General features: G+C 43.9%; 28 protein-coding genes. 25 read left to right on the forward strand and 3 right to left on the reverse strand.

Features of this window, described 5'->3' with window-relative positions:
* Nucleotides 1-77 precede the first annotated feature (77 nt).
* Both BLP80_RS05310 and BLP80_RS05315 read right to left on the reverse strand, forming a co-directional pair.
* Nucleotides 78-563 (reverse strand): thermonuclease family protein, encoded by a 486-nt coding sequence (locus tag BLP80_RS05310; RefSeq protein WP_176754279.1) that lies wholly within the window; start codon nucleotides 561-563, stop codon nucleotides 78-80.
* Nucleotides 564-1310, reverse strand: a complete 747-nt coding sequence (locus BLP80_RS05315) for a S24 family peptidase (RefSeq protein WP_176754280.1) — start codon at nucleotides 1308-1310, stop codon at nucleotides 564-566.
* Between the two features lie 96 nt (nucleotides 1311-1406).
* Here BLP80_RS05315 and BLP80_RS05320 point away from each other — a divergent pair, with 96 nt between their 5' ends.
* From BLP80_RS05320 to terL, 19 genes are all read left to right on the forward strand, one after another.
* Entirely contained in the window at nucleotides 1407-1772 is a 366-nt protein-coding gene (locus BLP80_RS05320; RefSeq protein ID WP_090541094.1) for a helix-turn-helix domain-containing protein, read from the forward strand.
* 578 nt (nucleotides 1773-2350) lie between these two features.
* On the forward strand, nucleotides 2351-2605 hold the full coding sequence (locus tag BLP80_RS05335; protein ID WP_090540884.1) for a hypothetical protein: 255 nt from the start codon (nucleotides 2351-2353) through the stop codon (nucleotides 2603-2605).
* A 9-nt stretch (nucleotides 2606-2614) separates the two neighbouring features.
* Nucleotides 2615-2932 (forward strand): HNH endonuclease, encoded by a 318-nt coding sequence (locus BLP80_RS05340; RefSeq protein WP_090540886.1) that lies wholly within the window; start codon nucleotides 2615-2617, stop codon nucleotides 2930-2932.
* 3 nt (nucleotides 2933-2935) lie between these two features.
* Entirely contained in the window at nucleotides 2936-4015 is a 1080-nt protein-coding gene (locus tag BLP80_RS05345; protein ID WP_090540888.1) for a YdaU family protein, read from the forward strand.
* Nucleotides 3927-4658, forward strand: a complete 732-nt coding sequence (locus BLP80_RS05350) for a hypothetical protein (RefSeq protein ID WP_143002230.1) — start codon at nucleotides 3927-3929, stop codon at nucleotides 4656-4658. Before BLP80_RS05345 ends, BLP80_RS05350 begins: the two co-directional genes overlap by 89 nt.
* Before the next feature lie 10 nt (nucleotides 4659-4668).
* Nucleotides 4669-4857, forward strand: a complete 189-nt coding sequence (locus BLP80_RS16590; protein WP_090540893.1) for a DUF1737 domain-containing protein — start codon at nucleotides 4669-4671, stop codon at nucleotides 4855-4857.
* Nucleotides 4854-5042 (forward strand): hypothetical protein, encoded by a 189-nt coding sequence (locus BLP80_RS05360; RefSeq protein ID WP_090540896.1) that lies wholly within the window; start codon nucleotides 4854-4856, stop codon nucleotides 5040-5042. The genes BLP80_RS16590 and BLP80_RS05360 overlap by 4 nt, the downstream gene beginning before the upstream one ends.
* Nucleotides 5043-5048: 6 nt before the next feature.
* Nucleotides 5049-5528: a hypothetical protein gene (locus BLP80_RS05365; RefSeq protein WP_090540898.1), complete on the forward strand. Its 480-nt coding sequence runs from the start codon at nucleotides 5049-5051 to the stop codon at nucleotides 5526-5528.
* Nucleotides 5525-6187 (forward strand): DNA methyltransferase, encoded by a 663-nt coding sequence (locus BLP80_RS05370; protein ID WP_090540900.1) that lies wholly within the window; start codon nucleotides 5525-5527, stop codon nucleotides 6185-6187. Before BLP80_RS05365 ends, BLP80_RS05370 begins: the two co-directional genes overlap by 4 nt.
* A complete protein-coding gene (locus tag BLP80_RS05375; protein WP_090540902.1) occupies nucleotides 6184-6474 on the forward strand; it encodes a Ref family recombination enhancement nuclease in 291 nt (96 codons plus the stop codon). The genes BLP80_RS05370 and BLP80_RS05375 overlap by 4 nt, the downstream gene beginning before the upstream one ends.
* A gap of 144 nt (nucleotides 6475-6618) precedes the next feature.
* On the forward strand, nucleotides 6619-7155 hold the full coding sequence (locus BLP80_RS05385) for an NUMOD1 domain-containing DNA-binding protein (protein ID WP_143002231.1): 537 nt from the start codon (nucleotides 6619-6621) through the stop codon (nucleotides 7153-7155).
* Nucleotides 7156-7348: 193 nt separating this feature from the next.
* Nucleotides 7349-7816, forward strand: coding sequence for a crossover junction endodeoxyribonuclease RuvC (locus tag BLP80_RS05395; protein WP_090540911.1), 468 nt, complete (start codon nucleotides 7349-7351; stop codon nucleotides 7814-7816).
* Between the two features lie 235 nt (nucleotides 7817-8051).
* Nucleotides 8052-8585 (forward strand): hypothetical protein, encoded by a 534-nt coding sequence (locus tag BLP80_RS05405; protein WP_090540915.1) that lies wholly within the window; start codon nucleotides 8052-8054, stop codon nucleotides 8583-8585.
* Between the two features lie 34 nt (nucleotides 8586-8619).
* Complete coding sequence (locus BLP80_RS05410; protein WP_090540917.1) at nucleotides 8620-8919, forward strand: hypothetical protein; 300 nt, start codon at nucleotides 8620-8622, stop codon at nucleotides 8917-8919.
* A gap of 16 nt (nucleotides 8920-8935) precedes the next feature.
* Nucleotides 8936-9220, forward strand: coding sequence for a hypothetical protein (locus BLP80_RS05415; RefSeq protein ID WP_090540919.1), 285 nt, complete (start codon nucleotides 8936-8938; stop codon nucleotides 9218-9220).
* 77 nt (nucleotides 9221-9297) lie between these two features.
* Complete coding sequence (locus tag BLP80_RS15120; RefSeq protein ID WP_143002232.1) at nucleotides 9298-9507, forward strand: hypothetical protein; 210 nt, start codon at nucleotides 9298-9300, stop codon at nucleotides 9505-9507.
* On the forward strand, nucleotides 9488-10006 hold the full coding sequence (locus tag BLP80_RS05420) for a hypothetical protein (RefSeq protein ID WP_090540921.1): 519 nt from the start codon (nucleotides 9488-9490) through the stop codon (nucleotides 10004-10006). Before BLP80_RS15120 ends, BLP80_RS05420 begins: the two co-directional genes overlap by 20 nt.
* A gap of 10 nt (nucleotides 10007-10016) precedes the next feature.
* Nucleotides 10017-10928 (forward strand): HNH endonuclease, encoded by a 912-nt coding sequence (locus BLP80_RS05425; RefSeq protein ID WP_090540923.1) that lies wholly within the window; start codon nucleotides 10017-10019, stop codon nucleotides 10926-10928.
* Nucleotides 10928-12451 (forward strand): phage terminase large subunit, encoded by a 1524-nt coding sequence (terL, locus tag BLP80_RS05430; protein ID WP_090540925.1) that lies wholly within the window; start codon nucleotides 10928-10930, stop codon nucleotides 12449-12451. The genes BLP80_RS05425 and terL overlap by 1 nt, the downstream gene beginning before the upstream one ends.
* An 89-nt stretch (nucleotides 12452-12540) precedes the next feature.
* Here the strand turns inward: terL and BLP80_RS05435 are convergent, their stop codons facing one another.
* The gene (locus BLP80_RS05435) at nucleotides 12541-12933 is read right to left on the reverse strand and encodes a YkvA family protein (protein WP_090541097.1); all 393 of its coding nucleotides are present in this window, start codon (nucleotides 12931-12933) and stop codon (nucleotides 12541-12543) included.
* A 175-nt stretch (nucleotides 12934-13108) separates the two neighbouring features.
* On the opposite strand from BLP80_RS05435, the gene BLP80_RS05440 reads away from it, so the two are divergent.
* The 6 genes from BLP80_RS05440 (at nucleotide 13109) to BLP80_RS05465 (ending at nucleotide 18196) form a co-directional block, all read left to right on the forward strand.
* Nucleotides 13109-13441, forward strand: a complete 333-nt coding sequence (locus BLP80_RS05440) for a hypothetical protein (protein WP_143002233.1) — start codon at nucleotides 13109-13111, stop codon at nucleotides 13439-13441.
* Nucleotides 13442-13534: 93 nt separating this feature from the next.
* The gene (locus BLP80_RS15605; RefSeq protein ID WP_176754282.1) at nucleotides 13535-13672 is read left to right on the forward strand and encodes a hypothetical protein; all 138 of its coding nucleotides are present in this window, start codon (nucleotides 13535-13537) and stop codon (nucleotides 13670-13672) included.
* A gap of 14 nt (nucleotides 13673-13686) precedes the next feature.
* Nucleotides 13687-13929, forward strand: coding sequence for a Mor transcription activator family protein (locus BLP80_RS05445; protein ID WP_256324968.1), 243 nt, complete (start codon nucleotides 13687-13689; stop codon nucleotides 13927-13929).
* 392 nt (nucleotides 13930-14321) lie between these two features.
* On the forward strand, nucleotides 14322-16016 hold the full coding sequence (locus tag BLP80_RS05455) for an AIPR family protein (protein ID WP_090540934.1): 1695 nt from the start codon (nucleotides 14322-14324) through the stop codon (nucleotides 16014-16016).
* 142 nt (nucleotides 16017-16158) lie between these two features.
* On the forward strand, nucleotides 16159-17334 hold the full coding sequence (locus BLP80_RS05460) for a DNA cytosine methyltransferase (RefSeq protein ID WP_090540936.1): 1176 nt from the start codon (nucleotides 16159-16161) through the stop codon (nucleotides 17332-17334).
* Nucleotides 17327-18196, forward strand: coding sequence for a hypothetical protein (locus tag BLP80_RS05465; protein WP_090540939.1), 870 nt, complete (start codon nucleotides 17327-17329; stop codon nucleotides 18194-18196). Before BLP80_RS05460 ends, BLP80_RS05465 begins: the two co-directional genes overlap by 8 nt.
* The last annotated feature ends 4 nt before the right edge of the window (nucleotides 18197-18200 follow it).

Consider the following 18200-nt stretch of genomic DNA (forward strand, 5'->3'; position numbering starts at 1 on the left):
TCTAACTCTAACATAGTACGTTTAATTAGGCTATTCTAATTGCTCATAAGTTCAACTTGGCAAATTACTTAGCGTGCTTACCTTCTCTTAAACCGACGCCACTCCCAAGGTGGGATTTTCTCTGATTCAGGCAGACTCCATAAACCAACCCGTTTCTTTCTTGCTTGATCTTCGAGAAGAAAAAGTTTTTTGTCTTTGGCATATTGCCGATATACCCAAGCAGAACCGCGTCTGACCAGCTCCGCGTTCACATCAACATTACCCACATAGACACGACCAACAACGCGCTTGTATCGATCCGTGCTCTGAGCCTTGATGATAGCGGTTTTGTTATAAGCGAGTGCTGACAGTTCTTGTTTTGCCTTGCTACCATATGGCTGTTTTGATTCTGGCGTGTCAATCTCAGCTAGGCGAACTTTGATTTGACGTTTATTCGAATCAAGAATCGTTAGGGTATCCCCATCGGATATGGCTACGACACGGCCTCTGTATTCTTGAGCAGCGTAGAGTGGGAGTGATAATACAAGCAGAATCAGATTAAAAAGGATTATTTTTGGTTGCATTCACACCGATCCAAATTTCTTGAACGTCATGGGAAGTGCCCGGATTACTCTTCCGATAATCCGTGTGCCCTCCATGCGGTCATCCCATGGCCAGCTCTGATAAAACTTATTATCCGAGCTGACCATGAGCGTCTTTCCAACAATTGAAAGTCTTTTGCATATTAGTTCGCCGCCGTGAAGCAATATGTAAATAGCCTCTCCGGCATAATCTTTGATCGACATGTCAACAAACAGCAAGTCATCAGGTTGGATGGTAGGAGCCATGCTATCTTTACTAGCAATGACAATCTGAATCTTATTATTACGATTCATGCTGCCAATCAGGTGTTGTGCTTCATTTGGTTCCATTTCTATCGATCGTACAATCTCGTGGTAATCATTATTAAAATGACCTTCTCCGCAAGCAGCTTTTACGTCAAGAATGTGGAAAAAGGCGGAAGCGTTAGTGTGTTCCTTCTCTGATGTCATCTTTGAGGATATGACAGGTTCCTGGTCATATATTGCGGAAGATTTATGTGATTTGAAAAATTCTTTTACATAATTTTCTTTATCAAGCCATCCTGTAGGAAGGTGAGATGCATAATTCTCTTCTATTTCCCTTGCAATTTTCTCACCAAAAGATTTTCTTCCGGCAATCATGTCATTGATTTGTCTATCTGGTTTTCCGGCTTTCTTTGAGACTGCAGATAGACTTTCCATGTCCACAAGGTCTTTCAGATTTGCTCTGCGAATATCTGTGATTTTCATATCGTAATTACAACAATTCATAATCATTCAGTAAATTCACTAAAAGGTGTATTTCTGCATTGACATAGTATACACTTTATGGTGTATACTAATCTTATGAAACTAAAAGATTACATTAAAACCATCCCTTTAGAAGAGAGAGATGTGTTTTCGGCAAAATGTGGCACTAGTTTTGCCCACATCAGAAATATTGCATATGGGTATAAAAAATCAGGAGAAAGTCTTTGCATAAATATCGAGCGTGAATCTGGTGGCACAGTTAAGTGTGAAGAGTTACGTCCAGACGTTGACTGGAAATACCTACGCGGAACCTTTACTACATTCAAACTAGAAACTACCAAACCTTCGCCTGATCCAGAAGCTGAGCTATCTCCAGCGACTCCGGGCATTGGGAAGATGTTAATCACTGACACATCTGATCGACGCAATGAAGAGCTTCGCAATAGTGATCGACGAGAATAAAAATGACCGTAATTACGATTATGCAATGCCTCTGATTATTGATTTCCTTGTGTTCTCTTACCTCGTGGCGCTACTCCCTTATCTGCTGTACCCCATCCAGCAGGTCGCCACGGGGAATTTTTTGATCATGCCGGAGTTTATGCGGGATGGGAATTGTACAGGAGTACATCTGTACTTTGGTGCAGGTAGGGAATGGAGGCTGAAATGATTAAACCCCATTGGCGAGGGCGCTCGGCGTTATTTACAGGTTATTTATTTGCAATCCCTTGGCGGACGCCGTTTGTGAGCTTTGACCGGAACAGTCTTCGGCCCACGTGGAGGCGTTTTACAAGGCTTGCATGGTTTATTGGCCATGTTAATGATTCCTTATTAAATCGACAGGACGAGCCTGCCTCCCTGAAAGCCACAACGGCCTTCGCCACCGATCAAAGGGATGTTGGGATCAGGTCTTATAAGGAATTACCGAGCACCCTCGCCAATAGAGTTTTGATAATCCTAAAAGAATTACTTCTCACCGTGAATCGTACTGAGGGGCACCTGTACTTTGGTGCAGGTAGGGGATTGGGGTGGGAATAAAAATGAATATCAATCCTGAATTTGTTAGTGAAGTTGAAAGGTTGCGTAAAGCAGCAACAGAAAATGAAATTGTATTTGATCTTTTACTGCTGATCAGCAGATCAGTTCTTATCGACGACATTGGCAATAGGGAAATTATTGCTGACGACGAAGACACGCGTTTATTGCAGGCATGCGATATGGCAGCAGCTTTTGCTGCGTATGACATTGATCAATCGGCTTGTTCAATTTCTAACGAAGCATCAAATAAAAAATAGGAAGAAGCCATGCGTGAATACGGGGTCGTCTCTCCTCAATTCTGGATTGATCACAGCTTAAGAGAATGGAAGGTGCCAGAAATTAAAGGTCGCCTTAAATTCAAAATACCAAGTCATGCAGCTTTAAGAGATTTTGTTTTTCATCGAGATGGAAATAAATGCGTTAGATGCGGCTCTGATGAACGTTTAGTTGCTGATCATAAAATTTCCCGTAAAAACGGGGGATCTCATCATCCTGACAATCTTCAAACATTGTGCATGAAGTGCAATGCTAGAAAGGTTTCTACTGAAGATAAGAAATTCCCGGAAAGGGCAGATAGGGGATAAGTCATGCATTACTACCAGTTCAATATCTCAGATTACATGAGCCATACAAGGCACTTAACCCCTATCGAAGATATTTGTTATCGAAGGTTATTGGACTGGCAGTATTTACATGAAAAGCCCGTTCCTGCCGACTTAAAAGCGATTTGCAGGCTGTTAATGCTCCGCGACTATCAGGAAGATGTGGAACAGGTTTTGAATGAATTTTTTATTCTCACCGAAGAGGGGTGGATTAATCAGAGGGCGTTTGAGGAGATAGAGGAATTTCTGCTTTACGAAGATAAAAGCCAGGCAAAAGAAGAAAATGAAAAAGAACGCAAACGAAGGCACAGGGAAGAAAGGAAAAGACTATTTTCTGATTTGCGAGAGAAAGGAGTAATCCCAGGGTGGAAAACTTTAACAGAGCCCCTCCGAGAGCTTCACAGAATCCACTGCGGCAAAAAGACTGAAATATGCGATAAAACAGCAAATTACGAGCATGATATCAAACAAGAACGTGCCTGTGACGCGCCTGTGACGGAACTGGAACGTGCCTGTGACGCACCTGGCACGGCTATAACTACTAACTATAAACCAGTAACTACTAACCAAGAACCAAGTACACCTATTGAGAGAGGTAGCAAGATCTTAAAAGAGTTAGGCGCGAATGAAAAAAATGACGCTAACGCGTCTCACTCTCACGCTAAAAATCAACCTTCTCCATCTAAAAAACTGACTCAAACGCACATCCAGCAACCTTTCAGGCCCACCGAGGCGGCGGTAAGGTTGGCGGCAAAACACGAGCTTGACGTAGGCACCGAGGCTGATCTGTTCGTGGCGCATTACGAGTCTACAGGCGAGGTTAGGGCTGATTGGGATGCGTGTTTTCGCAAGTGGCTGCTGCGATCAATGCAACACAAAGCTGATGCTGAGCAACGCGCTCAAGGACCGCCTGCAAAAGGCGCAAAGGGGTTAAAAAAATTCGACGCAGCGGACTACAACCGAGGAAATGACGGATATGGAAAACCAAGAAAAAATAACATCATCGACATTAACGGAATCGTGGTTGGCGAGATGCCAGCGCTTCAAGGGCAGATCGCCGATTGAATATCTTTTCGATAAGCTGGATATGCTTTATCCGAACAGGTGGCGAGGTCAATTTAAGTCTCCGGAAGACCATGAAAACTGGTGTCAGTGCTGGGGGGAAGAACTTGACGAACGCAACGTCACTTTCGACGAAGTAAAGCGCGGCCTTGCGCGCTGCATCGAGCTTTACGACTGGCCGCCGTCTTTCCCGGAATTTCTGAAAGCGTGCAGGCCTGCGCTTGACTACGAAACAGCCTTCCACGAGGCTGTGGAGCAGATGCGGGCACGTTCCGAGGGGAAAGATCGCTGGTCGAATCCTGCGATCTACTGGGCCGCTGCGAAGCTGGGTGGCGACATCATGAACACGGTTTACATCAACGTGAAGGGTCGGTGGAAAGCCGCGCTTGACGAGGCAATTCACAACGTAGCGACGGGAATTTCTCCGCGTGAAGTACCCAAGCGTCCGGTTCTGATCGAATACAACAAGCCATCAAACATCAAATCGGAAGTTGCTCAACGAGAGCTGGAAAAAATGAAGAAAATCATGGAGCAAGAGCCAGCCTGGAAGCGCAATCTGCGTGAAAGAGGCATGACATATCAGTCTCCCGATGTAGGCTTGAAGCATGTCACAGAACATCTTGAAATCAAGGAGAGGGTAGCTTGAATTGAGCCAAATGATTAATTCCGTGAGCGATTACACGATCTTAAAAGAATCTGAGCTATCAGAACTGACTGATCGCGTTTGCCAATGCATCACGCTAGGCTGGGAGCCGCTTGGGTCGCCATTTGCAGATGGTAGTAATCATATTTCTGGTAGGCAATGGTGCCAGGCAATGGTCAAGAGGGAGGGAAGTAGGAAATGAGCGGGGAGCATTTTTACAGTTGCGCAATCGTCGATAGAAATAACCATCCGCTACATGACACATCAATGTCTGGATTGAATGAGAAAGACCTGCAGAAAGTCGCGGATATCTACAATGATGCAGCGCCTATGAATGCGGATACTAACGCGCCATACCGTGTGGTTAAGCTGTTTTTCAAGGATTAGAGAGAGATGCAGCAGGTTCGCAAGAAACCGGTAAAGGAAAAAATATTCTTCCGCGTAGCCAAGGGGGCGCTAGTGCCTGCAGATTCTTACGCTCAGGAGCGTTTAAGGGCGCGTAAGTATCATGTGAATGACGTGGTGGCGGTGAGTATATCCAAACTTCGTTCGCTAGGATTTAACCGCCTGGTTCACCGGATAGGGCAGCTGGTTGTAGCGAATATCCATGATTTCCATGGGATGGATGCACATGATGCGCTTAAAAAGATGCAGCTAGAAGGAAACATTGCCTGCGATGAAATGATGGTGGATTTTGGTGAGGGTGAAGTGAAATATCGCATACCGAGAAGCTTGTCTTTTGAGTCGATGGAGGAAGGGGAATTCAGGCAGGTTGCGGTGAAATTTTGCGAGTACATCGCAAATCGGTATTGGCCTGATCTTGATCCAGAGCAGATTGAGCACATGGCTCAGAGTTTTGTGGAGGCAGCATGAAGACTATCGGCAAAGCAACTCTGTATCAAGTGGATTGTATGGAGTATATGGCTACATTGCAGGATAAGGCGTTTGAGCTTGCCTTGGTCGATCCGCCTTATTTTGATGGGCCACAAAAGCCAGGATATTACAAAGGTACAAAACAAAGATGTGATGTTGGTGCTTACAAAGATGTTTCAAGTAGCTGGACAGTGCCTAACCAAAAATACTTTGATGAATTAAAGCGTGTCTCAAGAAACCAGATTATTTGGGGGATAAACTATTTTGATTTCCAGGGTTCTTCTGGTGGGCGTATTGTCTGGATTAAAGGAGAGCAAGGAAGCCCATTCAGTATGGCGGACATAGCTTATCAATCATTCTATAACCGCATTGATCTATTCAAATATCTTTGGTCTGGTTTCTGGCAAGAGCCTGGAATACAAAAAGAGGTAAGGATTCATCCTACTCAGAAGCCTACTAAACTCTACGAATTTCTTCTAACCAACTACGCCAAACCAGGCGACAGAATTTTAGATACGCATCTAGGCTCAGGATCGTCTGCCATCGCTGCCAACAATCTAGGATTTGAGTTTGTTGGGTGTGAACTCGACCTTGATTACTACAACGCGGCATGCGAAAGAATAGAGCACCACACTAAGCAGATGAGGCTGTTTGCATGACTAAAGCAGAACGCGATCACATGAATTCTGTATCTTCCACGGGCTGCATCCTCTGTCGTGAGTTCGATGGTATGAGAACGCCTGGGCAAGTGCATCACGTGGCTGACGGCAGCAATCCACGAAACAGCTACATGACCGTATGTTTATGCGAAGCCCATCATACAGGTGAAATCGGATTGCATGGTATTGGCCCGAAAAAGTTTTGCAGATTATTCAAACTTCCAAATGAGTTTTACCTGCTGGGATTGCAGAACAAGTTTTTAGCGATGGACAGGAGTTTTCTGTGACTGAAAATTCAGAGTCGTTCAGGCATCTCTGTGAAATCCAGTACGTGCTCGATCTTCCCGACAGGGCAGAGAGAATTAAATATCTGGATGGTGTTGAGAAAAAAAGAGGGTCGGAGGCAGCAAACAAGCTTAGATCAGATGTGTATGACGAATATAAGAGGAGGAAAAATGGAAGCTGCGCGGGCAGTAGATAAAAACTGGATGATTTTGTTTGGGGCGAGCAATGCAGTAGATTCTTTGAAAATACAGGATAAAGCGCGTGTTGTCAGAGGATCAGCCAGATTCGATGAGGAAGAGGCAGCCGATTATGACCCTGAGTTGGTGAAAATGATAATCGAAGACACGGTAACGAATAAAGAGGGCAAGATCATTGATTTATTCGACTGCTCAACTGATCTCCTGCGGATACCTGAGTTAATTGGCACGACGCTAGGGTATGTCCGGAAAACGCTCATTAGAGCAGGAAGACTAGCAAAAACAAGCCGATATGGCGGAGGAAAAAGAAAGGTCGTGCAACTCACTCTCGATGGCAAATTTGTTGATGAGTTTGACAGCCACACGCACGCAGCAGAGATGACCGGGATCGGGCGAGTAAACATAAGCGCGGCATGCTCGGGCGGTCAAAAAACGGCGGGCGGATACATTTTTAAATCAAAAGAAAAATATCTAGCAGAGGAGTAGAGGTCATGGCTATTTCGTTGAGTGATGAGCGCGGCATCGAGTTGAGAGTCAAGAAATTGAAAGCGTCTGGAAAAAGTATCAGCAGGATCATAAGCTTGACGGGGGTGCCTCGGTCTAAAGTTCGCGATATTTTGAGAAATAACGGTTTTCTTAAACCGCTCGGTGGCTTAAGAAAAAAGAATCGGAGGAGCACTTGATTACCAAAATTCTAGCATTAGACCTTGGTGCCAATACTGGATGGGCGATATATCAGGGGGATGGAGCCATCGCGAGTGGCGTTGAGAGTTTTAAGCCAGGAAGGTTTGAGGGTGGCGGTATGAGATTTTTGCGATTCAAACGCTGGCTGTCTGAAATTAAATCCTCTGTTGAGGGTATAGACGCAGTTTATTTTGAAGAGGTGCGCAATCACCTGGGAGTAGATGCCGCACATGCATACGGTGGATTTATGGCCCATCTTACCGCTTGGTGCGAGCATTACCAGATCCCATATCAAGGAGTTCCGGTTGGGACTATAAAAAAAAGCGCAACAGGGAAAGGTAACGCGAACAAGGATGCAATGATAGCGGCTGCAAAGAGCTTGGGGTACAAACCTGCTGATGACAACGAAGCCGATGCAATCTGCTTGCTGCATTACGCAATGAAGCTGGTGGACGCCGCCTAAAATGTATCTAACTAAGCTCGCATACAAAGACCCACTCAAAGTGTTGATGGTAAGGGAGTCCAGGACGTGCAAAGGATGCATTCATGAACACCGGGATTTTGCATTCGGACAGGAAATAGTGGTTTGCACCAGAACGGATGCTGATGGCAGACAACGCAAGCACGGTAGAAGATGTAAGGACTATGAAGAAAATTAATGGTTGTTAACGCTGCTTAACTGACAAGGAATGTTGGAGATGGAGCCTATCAAATACTTTTTAAGAGGGGATTGTCCTGGGGAATATTTCGAGTGCAGCAGATTATCTGCAACACTGACTAAATCATCGTGCGCCGATATGTGGCGTCAAGCACGCAAGGAAAAAGATAACTTCCGTCTTCATCACTGCAGGAACTGCAAGATAGGCGCAATGCATGCCGGAGAGCATGAAATATCTACATCGCGTCTATCAGGTAAAAGAATCTGCGCCAGGTGTCACAGGCCATCCAATCGATTTATCAGCGACAATATTTGTGTGAGCTGCTACAACAGGCAACAAGAGTGGTTGAAGGGGAAGAATGCTAAAGGCACTAAGCCGATTAAACAAAGGCCATTGAAACCAATGAGTGTGCCGTATGTAACTGGTGACGAATTGCATATTGCAAGGGCTGTACTTGCAGAATCGACGAATGAAATGATTATTAGAATGCTGAGAGACAGTCAGAAAAACGTACGGTTTGGTTTTTATAGAAGGGCGCTTGCGATTGAAGCCAGAGAGTTGGTATCTGACTGATCATATCTGCCGGAACTGCTTTGGACGCATTCTGGTGAGATACAAAAGCCGGGCAATTCGGCGCGTAGAGAATGCGCAACTTGATTTGTTTGCTGACGCTTCTAGTCAGAAAACGATTAAGGAGGCTGCGGGTGAACGTGTCTGGAGGGAGGTAGGCAAGGTATTCAGATGTGCTGATTGCGGACAGATAGCAGTTTCTGATGATCACAGGGATATCTGTTGCTGTGGTCTCAAGCTGAAAGACGGTACTGATTTAGGGATTAGATGTGTGTATTCGGATAATCCAAACGAGCCATATCAAACTGAAATTATAGCCAAGCAGATAGATGATTAATTAAAAGGAGAAAGAGGTGGAAGAACAAAACAATGCAAGTGGAGTGCCAGAGCTTGAAGTCAGCAAGCTCGATATCAAGGATGGTGACATTCTGCTTATTCGTATTCCCGCCGGGAAGGTGCCCGATAAAGAAGCACAAATGTACTTCTCGGCATTGAGGGATAGATTAACTACTCTGGGCTTTAAAGACGTGACCGTTCTCGTTTTGGACGCAGAGATTGATATAGAAACGCTTGATGAAAGAATCATGAGTAAGTACGGGTGGGTTAAGGCTCCTAAAGCGGAAAGTATGCTGCATTGATTATCGATCGTGATGTTAGGTTAATGTGTGTTCCGGCAAGAGTACAAATCACAATAAACTGGATAGCAATTAAACACATGACATTACCTTACGATGTGGAGAGATGTAAAGGAAAGAACGCGCTTTTGTGTCAACGATGCATGCGGCGCGAACCGGGCGACCAGGTTGCGCGGTGGTTTATCACTCCGGCTTTGACGCTGGATGGCTGCCAGAATTTTATTGGTTATTCATTCCTGAACGCCAGAACGATAGAGGGAGGGCTGGTAAGTGGCTCGACTAACTCCTGAGCAATGGAATGATATTCGTGCCAAATTTGAAGTAGGCGCTTCTGCCAGAGAGTTATCCGTGATATTCGGTATTTCTCATACGGCAATTAATAAAAAGGCCGAGAAAGAAGGATGGACGCGGAGTATTGAACCGGCGATCAGGCGGAAAGTTTCCGAGAAAGTTTCCGGCTATGTTTCCAGTGACAACCTTTCAAAACGGGCTGAGGCGATTGATGCTGAAGCGGAGCGCCGTGCCGCCGTTATTGAACGGCATCGTGAAGAATGGCCGACGGTTCGCGAGATGGTGGAGGCAGGCTGCAAAACGCATAGTGAGGCATCAAGTCTTGAGGAAAAGCGTATCGCATTCGAAGACTTGAAAGCAGCCAAGATTGCGAGTGAAACGTTGAAGATCATTCAGGATGGGGAGAGGAAAGCTTGGAATTTAGATCAAATTGTGGACGTGACGACGCTTACGGATGAGCAATTGGCGGCGATAGCTAAAGGGAGAATGCCAGTTTAATTACAAGAACATGGTGACTGCTAAAGATATGACCGGAATGGTGTTTGGTCGCCTCACGGTAATTCGTCGTGATTCCGAAAGAAAAAGCCATTCTGGTTCAAGGTGGATATGCCGTTGTGAATGCGGCAACGAGAAATCCATAATTCGAGGCAATCTAATCAGTGGACAAATCAAGTCATGTGGTTGCCTCCTTCTTGGCGATCCAGCTAAGGTTTGCGGGCGAACACTTGGCGTATCCATTAATTATTTGCCAGGAGAGAGGTTTGGTCGTTTGGTCGTAATTTCTACATGCGAATCTAAAAAAGGAATGTCTCAATTCAATACGCGCTGTGATTGTGGAAAGGATGTTACGGTTACAGGTCTGTATTTAAGAAAAAGCAAGAATCCTTCGTGTGGTTGCTACGAGTATGAAAACGCTAGAAATAGGCGATTGATAAATTTATCTGGCGAGCGATTTGGCAAACTTACTGCTGTTGAGCGATCTGGAAAAAATTCTTCAGGCCACACATTGTGGTTGTGCAAATGTGACTGTGGATGTGAAAAGAAAGTTTCTCTTTCTTCATTGCGAAGTGGGCGCACTATTTCATGCGGGTGCGCTAAATCAGATAGTGTCGTTTGGATGCCAAATAATGCACTCAGATATTCTCGCCATCGAGGTTCTATTCGTCGTGCGTTGAGGCATGGTGCTAATGGAAAATTCACAGAGAAAGAGATTGAAGAATTAAATGAAAAACAAAAAGGTCGCTGTGCTTATTGTGGTGCAAAGTTTGGTAACTCATATGATCGCGATCACATTCAGCCTCTGAGCAAAGGTGGAAGTAACGCGATTGACAATATTCAATTGTTATGTCGATCTTGCAATGGTCGTAAAAATGCCAAAGACCCGTTTACATGGGCTAATGAGATTGGGATGCTGTTGTAATGGTTATTCCGTTATCTATTCGGGCAGCGGCTGAGCTGGAAATTCGCCGCCGCCGCACAGAAGAACTTAAGCGGATTAATGGTGATTCGGAAACTATACGTGAGCGTTTGGGAATGCCGCAGCTTCACCCTGCTCAAATAAGAATGCTCGCAGAAAGTCGACGTTACAATGTCGCTTCGTGTGGCAGAAGGTTCGGGAAAACTTTCCTCTCTGCTGATGTGCTCCTTGATGGCCCTCGCAAAAAGGGAGCGCTTCATGGGTACCCGGTGGCGTTGTATGCCCCCACCTATCAAACCATGCTTGAATCGTGGCGGAATCTAGTTTATCTGCTGAAACCCATTACTTCCCAGAAATCAGAACAGAATAAGCGTATTGACCTAAATACTGGTGGGTGTATTGAGTTCTGGTCATTGGACAATCCTGATGCTGGCCGGGGCAGGAAGTATGCCACGGTAGTTATCGATGAGGCCGCCATGATAAAACGACTGGAAGAATCATGGAGTCAGAACATACAGCCGCTTTTGCTTGATTACCAAGGAGAGGCATGGATTGTTAGCACTCCGAAGGGTGATAATTTCTTCAAGACTCTGTTTGATTATGGTCATGCCGCAAATCCGGCGCGAGATGACCAATGGCAATCCTGGCAGATACCGACTTGGGAAAATCCTCATATCAATCGGGAAGACATTGAAAGAATGCGCTCTAGCATGCCTCGTTTGGCGTTCATGCAGGAGATCGAGGCGCAATTCGTAACTTTCGCTGGCACGTTCATTAAGGCAGAGCATCTCCATAGCGGTCAGCCACCGGAGGGTATGACGCTGTATCAGGGAGTTGATCTTGCAATTTCAATGAAGGAAAACGCTGACTATACTGCAATTGTTACTGTTGGTGTGGATAAGAACACAGGCCGCGTGTGGATAGTAGATGCAGAACGAAGGCGAGTTGGTTTCCGGGATGCGTTGGATTTTATCCAAAGTAAAGCGGAAAGATGGCGCCCAGAATCGATTGCTATTGAAGTGGTGCAATATCAGGCTGCTGTAGTAGAGGAATTATTGCGCTCTACCGATCTTCCTGTGCGACAGGTAAGACCAGATAAAGATAAATTGACGCGTGCACAAGGCTTGATTACACGATACGAGAACGGGCTTGTCTGGCATGCAGAGACACTTCCACAAGAGTTTATCAACGAACTATTATCGTTTGGCCCGGACTGTGAGCATGATGATATGGTCGATGCCGCTGTTTATGGATACATGATGACTGGAGACTATGGGAAAACATTATTTATTCTGCCAAAAAATCCTGAGACAGAAGTGATGCAGAAACGTCAAGAAATGGTCGAAAAGGGTATGCCTGGCTTACCTGATGGCGTGATGGGAATACTCGAAAAGCAGCCTACGGAAGGCGAAGTGTGCGGCAATTGCACGGCGTTCAACTCTGAAACCAAGCTGTGTGAAGAGCGGCACGTGAAGGTGCGTGCACACGATCCTGGATGTTCATTATTTGTGGAGGCGGAGGGTTGAAATAAATAAAAATCTAATTGGCTATTATTCTACTTTTGAAATAACCGGCGCGCTTTAGCACGTCCGGTTGATTGAATCGTTGGGTGTGCTCACGGTTGCGCCATGAGCGCTTCATAGCCCCACACGATGCAGAGCGTAGCCAACAGTAGCCAAATTGCGATAATTGCTGCGCCAGCAACCCGACTTACTGGTTTTTCATTTTTAATGGTTTCCTGTGCTCGTGCTCGGCATTCAGCCAGAACGGAATGGGGAATCAGCTTGATTGCCAATGCAATACCCAGAGGTATCAGGATGAAATCATCCAGGTAGCCAAGAACAGGTACAAAGTCCGGAATAAGATCAATAGGGCTGATGGCATAAGCAACGATACCGGCAACGAGAAGCTTGGTATACCAAGGTGTCCGTGGGTCACGGGCAGCAAGGTAAAGCGCAAAGGTTTCCGCCTTGAGATGGCGCGCGCGTTGTTTCAATTTTTCGAGCACTACCACTGTCTCGCTAAATAGACGCCCAACGAAATTAGACCTCCGAAATGACGCAATACATTACGTCAAAATTGAAATATAACTCAGAAAGTTGCATGCTATTTTCTTATGATTAATAGAATTGCGTCGATTTAGCTTTCATCATAATAACAATCTTCGCTAGATCCACAAATATATGAAATTTATATACGCATTACTAACCATTTTTATTTCCCATCTGGCATTTGCTTCTGGAGATCACATCCAACCAGATAAGTTGGGCGGCTATTTCACCAATGAAGGCCACTACCAATCAGACAGGATGGGCGGCTACTATGCGCCAAATGGTGGCCATATCCAATCCGATGGTAGGGGTGGATTCCTCACTAAAGATGGACATATTCAACCCGATAATATGGGTGGATATTTCACCCCGGAAGGACATTATCAATCGGATGGCAGAGGTGGGTACCTCACCCCTGATGGCAAGCATATTCAGTCAGATGGGATGGGGGGATGGTACAGATAAAGAAAATACAAATGATAGACATTTAATTGCTATTATCGAAAAATCATTGGAACTTATCTGAAGATAGACCAGCTTGAATCATTTCAGGCACTGATGACCAACGTACCGGATGAGAGTTTGTTACCCTGCATCCTACAGGAGATAGCTGAGCTAATCGGTCTGCCCGCCACGCTCAAGCTAGCTCAGCACTATGGCGGCGTGCGCCTGTATGTGCCCATAAGCAACTGCTAGAAGATCACACGCTGATCGATATCGTGGGTATTGATGCTGCGCTCAAGTTGGTAGAGCTCTTCGGAGGGCTGGATCACTTCGGCATCCCCAAAGCACAAGCCATCAGCGTCGCGCTGCGCAACAGCAAAATCCGCGAGGAATGGCCAACACTTAGCCAACGCCAGCTTGCGCTCAAATATGGCCTCACTGAGAGGCAAGTGCGCAAGATTCTGGCGGTTGAACAGCAGGAAGAATCAAGGCAGATGGGGTTGTTTTAAGGACAAACAAAAAATAACCCGGTGAGCAATGTAGAACTTACCGAGCTTGAAGGAATGAAAATACAATTGTTGTATGTTGTTTAACGGCTGAGATTGCAAAAACTTTAGCTTGTTTTTGGAGTACCCGGAATAAACATTACCCTGTTTCAATAAAAAGCAGTTGCTTACTGTCTTGCCCATGAAAATTGTGGACACTAAACTAGCACCTACTGAAAGTAGACGGGTTAGCGAAGATTGGATGTGGCGACTAAAATCGTCTACTCGCATCAAGCTAAACGCGCATGAGTCAACACATTTAAAGTCAAGGCAACTGTCTGAAGACGGTGGTTTTTACCAAATTTATAAAAATAAAATGATTCAACCTCTAAAACCTATGAATACTAGGAATAGCAATGTCAAAAAATAACCAGATTCTTCTGGAAGCAACTGTTGAACAAGAATTAGCGCATTATGAGGAAGACATTTCCTTAAGTGATTTCTTCGAATTTTATGCTTCATTGCAAGTTTTAAAAGATTTTGAATTGAGCTTTGACGAAATAAACTCAGGAATATGTGGAAAAAGTCATGACGGAGGAACTGACTCCATTTACCTTTTTACAAACGGCGAATTAGTAAAAGAAGATGAAAACATTAAAGATAAATATAAAAAAAATGTTGATATTGAATTCTTTTTAATTCAAGCCAAATATGAAAATTCATTTAATGAAAATCCACTTATAAAACTAACAAAGCTTTGTAGAAATCTATTTGATCTTGATTTTGATCGTGCAAAATTTGAGGGAAGATACAATGACAAAGTTTTAGCTTCATTTGAATTATTCCGATCTACATATGTTGCTTTAATTACAAAAAAACCAAAATTAAAAATCATTGTTTATTACGTTTCTAAAGGAATTGATATTCATCCCAATGTACAAATGCAAGCGGATGAACTCAAAAAGGATATAGTTGAGAAGCTTCCTGGTGCTTTCGTTGATGTAAACTTCATTGGCGCAGATCAATTAATGAAGCTGACGCAAGAAAGAGTAAACGATGTTTTTAGGTTAAAAATTTCTGAAACTCCGCTTTCAACTAGTGAACAAGTATTTATAGTACTAACCAATTTAGCTGAATACTATAAATTTATAACTGATGACAATGGCAAACTAATAAAGCATATATTTGAATCAAATGTACGTGATTATCAAGGTAAAAATAACGTTAATAATGAAATACAAGATACTCTAGAAAACCCTGGTACAGAAGAATTCTGGTGGTTAAATAACGGTGTGACAATTTTAGCCAGTGAAGCATCTGCACCAGGGGGTAAAGAATTAGTAATTCATAATCCTGAGATCGTTAATGGCCTGCAAACTTCCAATGAGATATTTAGGTTTTTCTCAAACAACAATCAAAATTTAGAAAATGAAAAAAGAGATGTACTGATTAGAGTTATCGTACCTGAAAATGAAGAAACTAGAGATAGGATTATACGTGCCACCAATAGTCAAACACCCATTCCTAAAGCATCGTTAAGAGCTACAGATCAAATACATAGACAAATCGAAGAATATCTGAAGCCAAAAGGGCTCTTTTATGATAGGCGCAAGAATTATTATAAAAACGAAGGAAAAAAACCTAAGGATATAGTTAGCATCCCTTTCATGTCGCAGTGTTTAATGTCCTCCCTTATGCAAAAGCCTGACTATGCTAGGGCAAGACCTTCGACTCTTTTAGAAGATGACGATTCATATAATAAGTTATTTCATGAAAATAATGACTTAAATACTTACTATTTGTTGGCATCATGGGGTAGACAAATTGAGGTAGAACTTAAATCTAGCAGACAATATGATCCAACAGAAATAAACGATATTAAGTTTTATGTTTTGTATGCAGTTACAGCACAGATTGTCTGTAATATTTATCCGACAAACAGTACAGTAGCCAAACTCGATATAAAGCAAGCAACTCCCAATCTTATCAATAATTCAATTGTTTTAGTATTTGATTTGTATAAAAAGCTTGGTGGTAATGATAAGGTTGCCAAAGGGATAAAATTAATTGAAGAATTAAAAGAAAAGCTAAGATCTATAATTGAAACATAAAATACAGAAGAATATATTTTCTTCTGGCAATCAGTTTTTACCTTTAAAGTAACACCGTTTTTTTCATGAAGAAAAGAAACTGTTAAACATTGAGTAGCAATTAGTTCTTCGTGTATCCTTAAACTCAAAGGAGATAGGGTTCATGAATTTCGATTTATTACGTCCATTTGGTTTTTACGAATTCTTCGCTGGTGGCGGAATGGCTCGTCTTGGTCTTGGAGACGCTTGGGAGTGTCATTTCGCAAATGATTTTGACGGCAAAAAAACTGCCTCATATCGAATTAATTTCAACAGAGCACCTGAGCTCCTTATTAGTGATGTAAGAAATATTACTGCCAGTCAGCTGCCTGGCAAAGCCACATTGTCTTGGGCCTCATTTCCATGCCAAGATCTTAGTTTAGCAGGTTCTGGGGCTGGTCTTGCTGGAGAACGCAGTGGAGTATTTTGGCCGTTCTGGAACTTAATGTTATCGCTCAAACGAGAGGGACGCAACCCTCCTATAATAGTATTAGAAAATGTAGCTGGCCTGATTACCTCGCACAATGGTCAGGACTTAGCCACTCTGATATCATCTTTGGCAAATGCGGATTATCGCGTTGGCGCAGTGCTGCTTGACGGAGCATATTTTGTCGCACAATCTCGTCCACGCTTATTTATCATTGCTGTCACCCGTGGTGTCGGGATTCCGAAATTTCTTAGTGGTCGAGTGCCTAATCCGACATGGCATCCGCAATCATTGCAAGATGTAGTCGAAGCTTTGCCGCATAAGTCTCGTAAAGCATGGGTATGGTGGAAGATGCCGATGCCAGATCAAGAAGCCCCTCATCTTTCAGATATCATTGAAAATGAACCGCATGGCGTTAAATGGCATTCAGAATCAGAAACGTTAAAATTACTCAATATGATGTCACCCGCAAACTTGGAAAAAGTGCACGAAGCACAGAAATCTAGTTCTCGCCAGGTTGGCACGATCTACAAACGTACAAGATTCGGCATACAACGCGCCGAGGTGCGCTTTGATGGTGTTAGCGGTTGCTTGCGTACACCTGCGGGTGGCTCAAGTCGTCAAATAATTATGGTTGTCGAAGGAAGGCATATTCGTTCACGGCTTATTTCGCCACGGGAGACTGCTCGACTAATGGGCTTACCTGAAAGCTATATACTGCCGGAACGATATAATGATGCTTATCATCTAACTGGGGACGGTGTTGTTGTCCCCGTTGTAGCGTGGTTAGAGCAACATATAATTCGGCCTATTGCAATGTCAACATGCAAGGCCAAGGGACGCCAGCTCGTGTCGGAGGCAACGCTTGCCTAGCCACCCAATAATACCTTGCTCACTTCGTGAAGATTGGGCGCAAATCGTTGATGAATACTCAGACGCCTTAAAAGCTGCTGCCCACACCATCGGTTCTCATGGGCTGGATCGTGAAGCTTTCGAGGAATCAGGATTGTTTAAAAGTGCCATCGAGAGAATTCGTGGACAGCAAGCCGCTACCACAAGTATCAAGTATGCATTCATTGAAGATACTCTTAAATTTTTACAAAGTAATGGCCTCATTCAACATTATGAATTTGTAGGTTCACGTGATCGCCATGATTTTGAGGTACATTTTGATGATGGCAGGCTTTGTTGCATAGAAGCAAAGGGCTGTCTTGACGGAAACAACACCAATATCTTTGTGAGACCGCAAAATGCTGATGAATTTATCATTTGGTCACTTTGCCAAAACCCAGGCTCTGATCCTCGGCATAATGCGTGGAGTGGGATTCATACTCGACTAAGTGCAGAAATCGTAGCTCGTCGCGAACGAGTGGACGGCCTCATTATTTGGGATATGTTATGTGGCACTTTAGCAAGACCTTGTCCAAAGTTGCAATCTTATCCAGATCGTTTCACTAATCTTTCAGGAAAGCATGTCCCACCGCCATGTATCTATCTATTTCCTCGTACTATACCCGATGCACGCAATAATCCAAATCCAACTCCCTGGAACTTGAGTGATATTCGATTTTTGAAAATTCTTGCTAACGCATTTCACACGCTTAAAGATGATGCTGTGAAAGTCCGCATCGAAGTACGTATGCATGAAGCGGATATTCAACGTCGAACAACCTACACAACAAACAACTCTCAGTTACATCAAAGCGGTTGGACTTCAATTCGAAGAGCACGATAAATAT

The sequence above is a fragment of the Nitrosomonas sp. Nm132 genome (assembly GCF_900100485.1).
Classification (GTDB): domain Bacteria; phylum Pseudomonadota; class Gammaproteobacteria; order Burkholderiales; family Nitrosomonadaceae; genus Nitrosomonas.

Excerpts from the sequence above, each read along its gene's own strand:
- BLP80_RS05310 (WP_176754279.1), bottom strand. The coding sequence starts at position 563 with ATGCAACCAAAAATAATCCTTTTTAATCTGATTCTGCTTGTATTATCA.
- BLP80_RS05315 (WP_176754280.1), bottom strand. The coding sequence starts at position 1,310 with ATGAAAATCACAGATATTCGCAGAGCAAATCTGAAAGACCTTGTGGAC.
- BLP80_RS05320 (WP_090541094.1), top strand. The coding sequence starts at position 1,407 with ATGAAACTAAAAGATTACATTAAAACCATCCCTTTAGAAGAGAGAGAT.
- BLP80_RS05335 (WP_090540884.1), top strand. The coding sequence starts at position 2,351 with ATGAATATCAATCCTGAATTTGTTAGTGAAGTTGAAAGGTTGCGTAAA.
- BLP80_RS05340 (WP_090540886.1), top strand. The coding sequence starts at position 2,615 with ATGCGTGAATACGGGGTCGTCTCTCCTCAATTCTGGATTGATCACAGC.
- BLP80_RS05345 (WP_090540888.1), top strand. The coding sequence starts at position 2,936 with ATGCATTACTACCAGTTCAATATCTCAGATTACATGAGCCATACAAGG.
- BLP80_RS05350 (WP_143002230.1), top strand. The coding sequence starts at position 3,927 with ATGGAAAACCAAGAAAAAATAACATCATCGACATTAACGGAATCGTGG.
- BLP80_RS16590 (WP_090540893.1), top strand. The coding sequence starts at position 4,669 with ATGATTAATTCCGTGAGCGATTACACGATCTTAAAAGAATCTGAGCTA.
- BLP80_RS05360 (WP_090540896.1), top strand. The coding sequence starts at position 4,854 with ATGAGCGGGGAGCATTTTTACAGTTGCGCAATCGTCGATAGAAATAAC.
- BLP80_RS05365 (WP_090540898.1), top strand. The coding sequence starts at position 5,049 with ATGCAGCAGGTTCGCAAGAAACCGGTAAAGGAAAAAATATTCTTCCGC.
- BLP80_RS05370 (WP_090540900.1), top strand. The coding sequence starts at position 5,525 with ATGAAGACTATCGGCAAAGCAACTCTGTATCAAGTGGATTGTATGGAG.
- BLP80_RS05375 (WP_090540902.1), top strand. The coding sequence starts at position 6,184 with ATGACTAAAGCAGAACGCGATCACATGAATTCTGTATCTTCCACGGGC.
- BLP80_RS05385 (WP_143002231.1), top strand. The coding sequence starts at position 6,619 with ATGACGAATATAAGAGGAGGAAAAATGGAAGCTGCGCGGGCAGTAGAT.
- BLP80_RS05405 (WP_090540915.1), top strand. The coding sequence starts at position 8,052 with ATGGAGCCTATCAAATACTTTTTAAGAGGGGATTGTCCTGGGGAATAT.
- BLP80_RS15120 (WP_143002232.1), top strand. The coding sequence starts at position 9,298 with ATGACATTACCTTACGATGTGGAGAGATGTAAAGGAAAGAACGCGCTT.
- BLP80_RS05425 (WP_090540923.1), top strand. The coding sequence starts at position 10,017 with ATGGTGACTGCTAAAGATATGACCGGAATGGTGTTTGGTCGCCTCACG.
- terL (WP_090540925.1), top strand. The coding sequence starts at position 10,928 with ATGGTTATTCCGTTATCTATTCGGGCAGCGGCTGAGCTGGAAATTCGC.
- BLP80_RS05440 (WP_143002233.1), top strand. The coding sequence starts at position 13,109 with ATGAAATTTATATACGCATTACTAACCATTTTTATTTCCCATCTGGCA.
- BLP80_RS15605 (WP_176754282.1), top strand. The coding sequence starts at position 13,535 with ATGACCAACGTACCGGATGAGAGTTTGTTACCCTGCATCCTACAGGAG.
- BLP80_RS05455 (WP_090540934.1), top strand. The coding sequence starts at position 14,322 with ATGTCAAAAAATAACCAGATTCTTCTGGAAGCAACTGTTGAACAAGAA.
- BLP80_RS05460 (WP_090540936.1), top strand. The coding sequence starts at position 16,159 with ATGAATTTCGATTTATTACGTCCATTTGGTTTTTACGAATTCTTCGCT.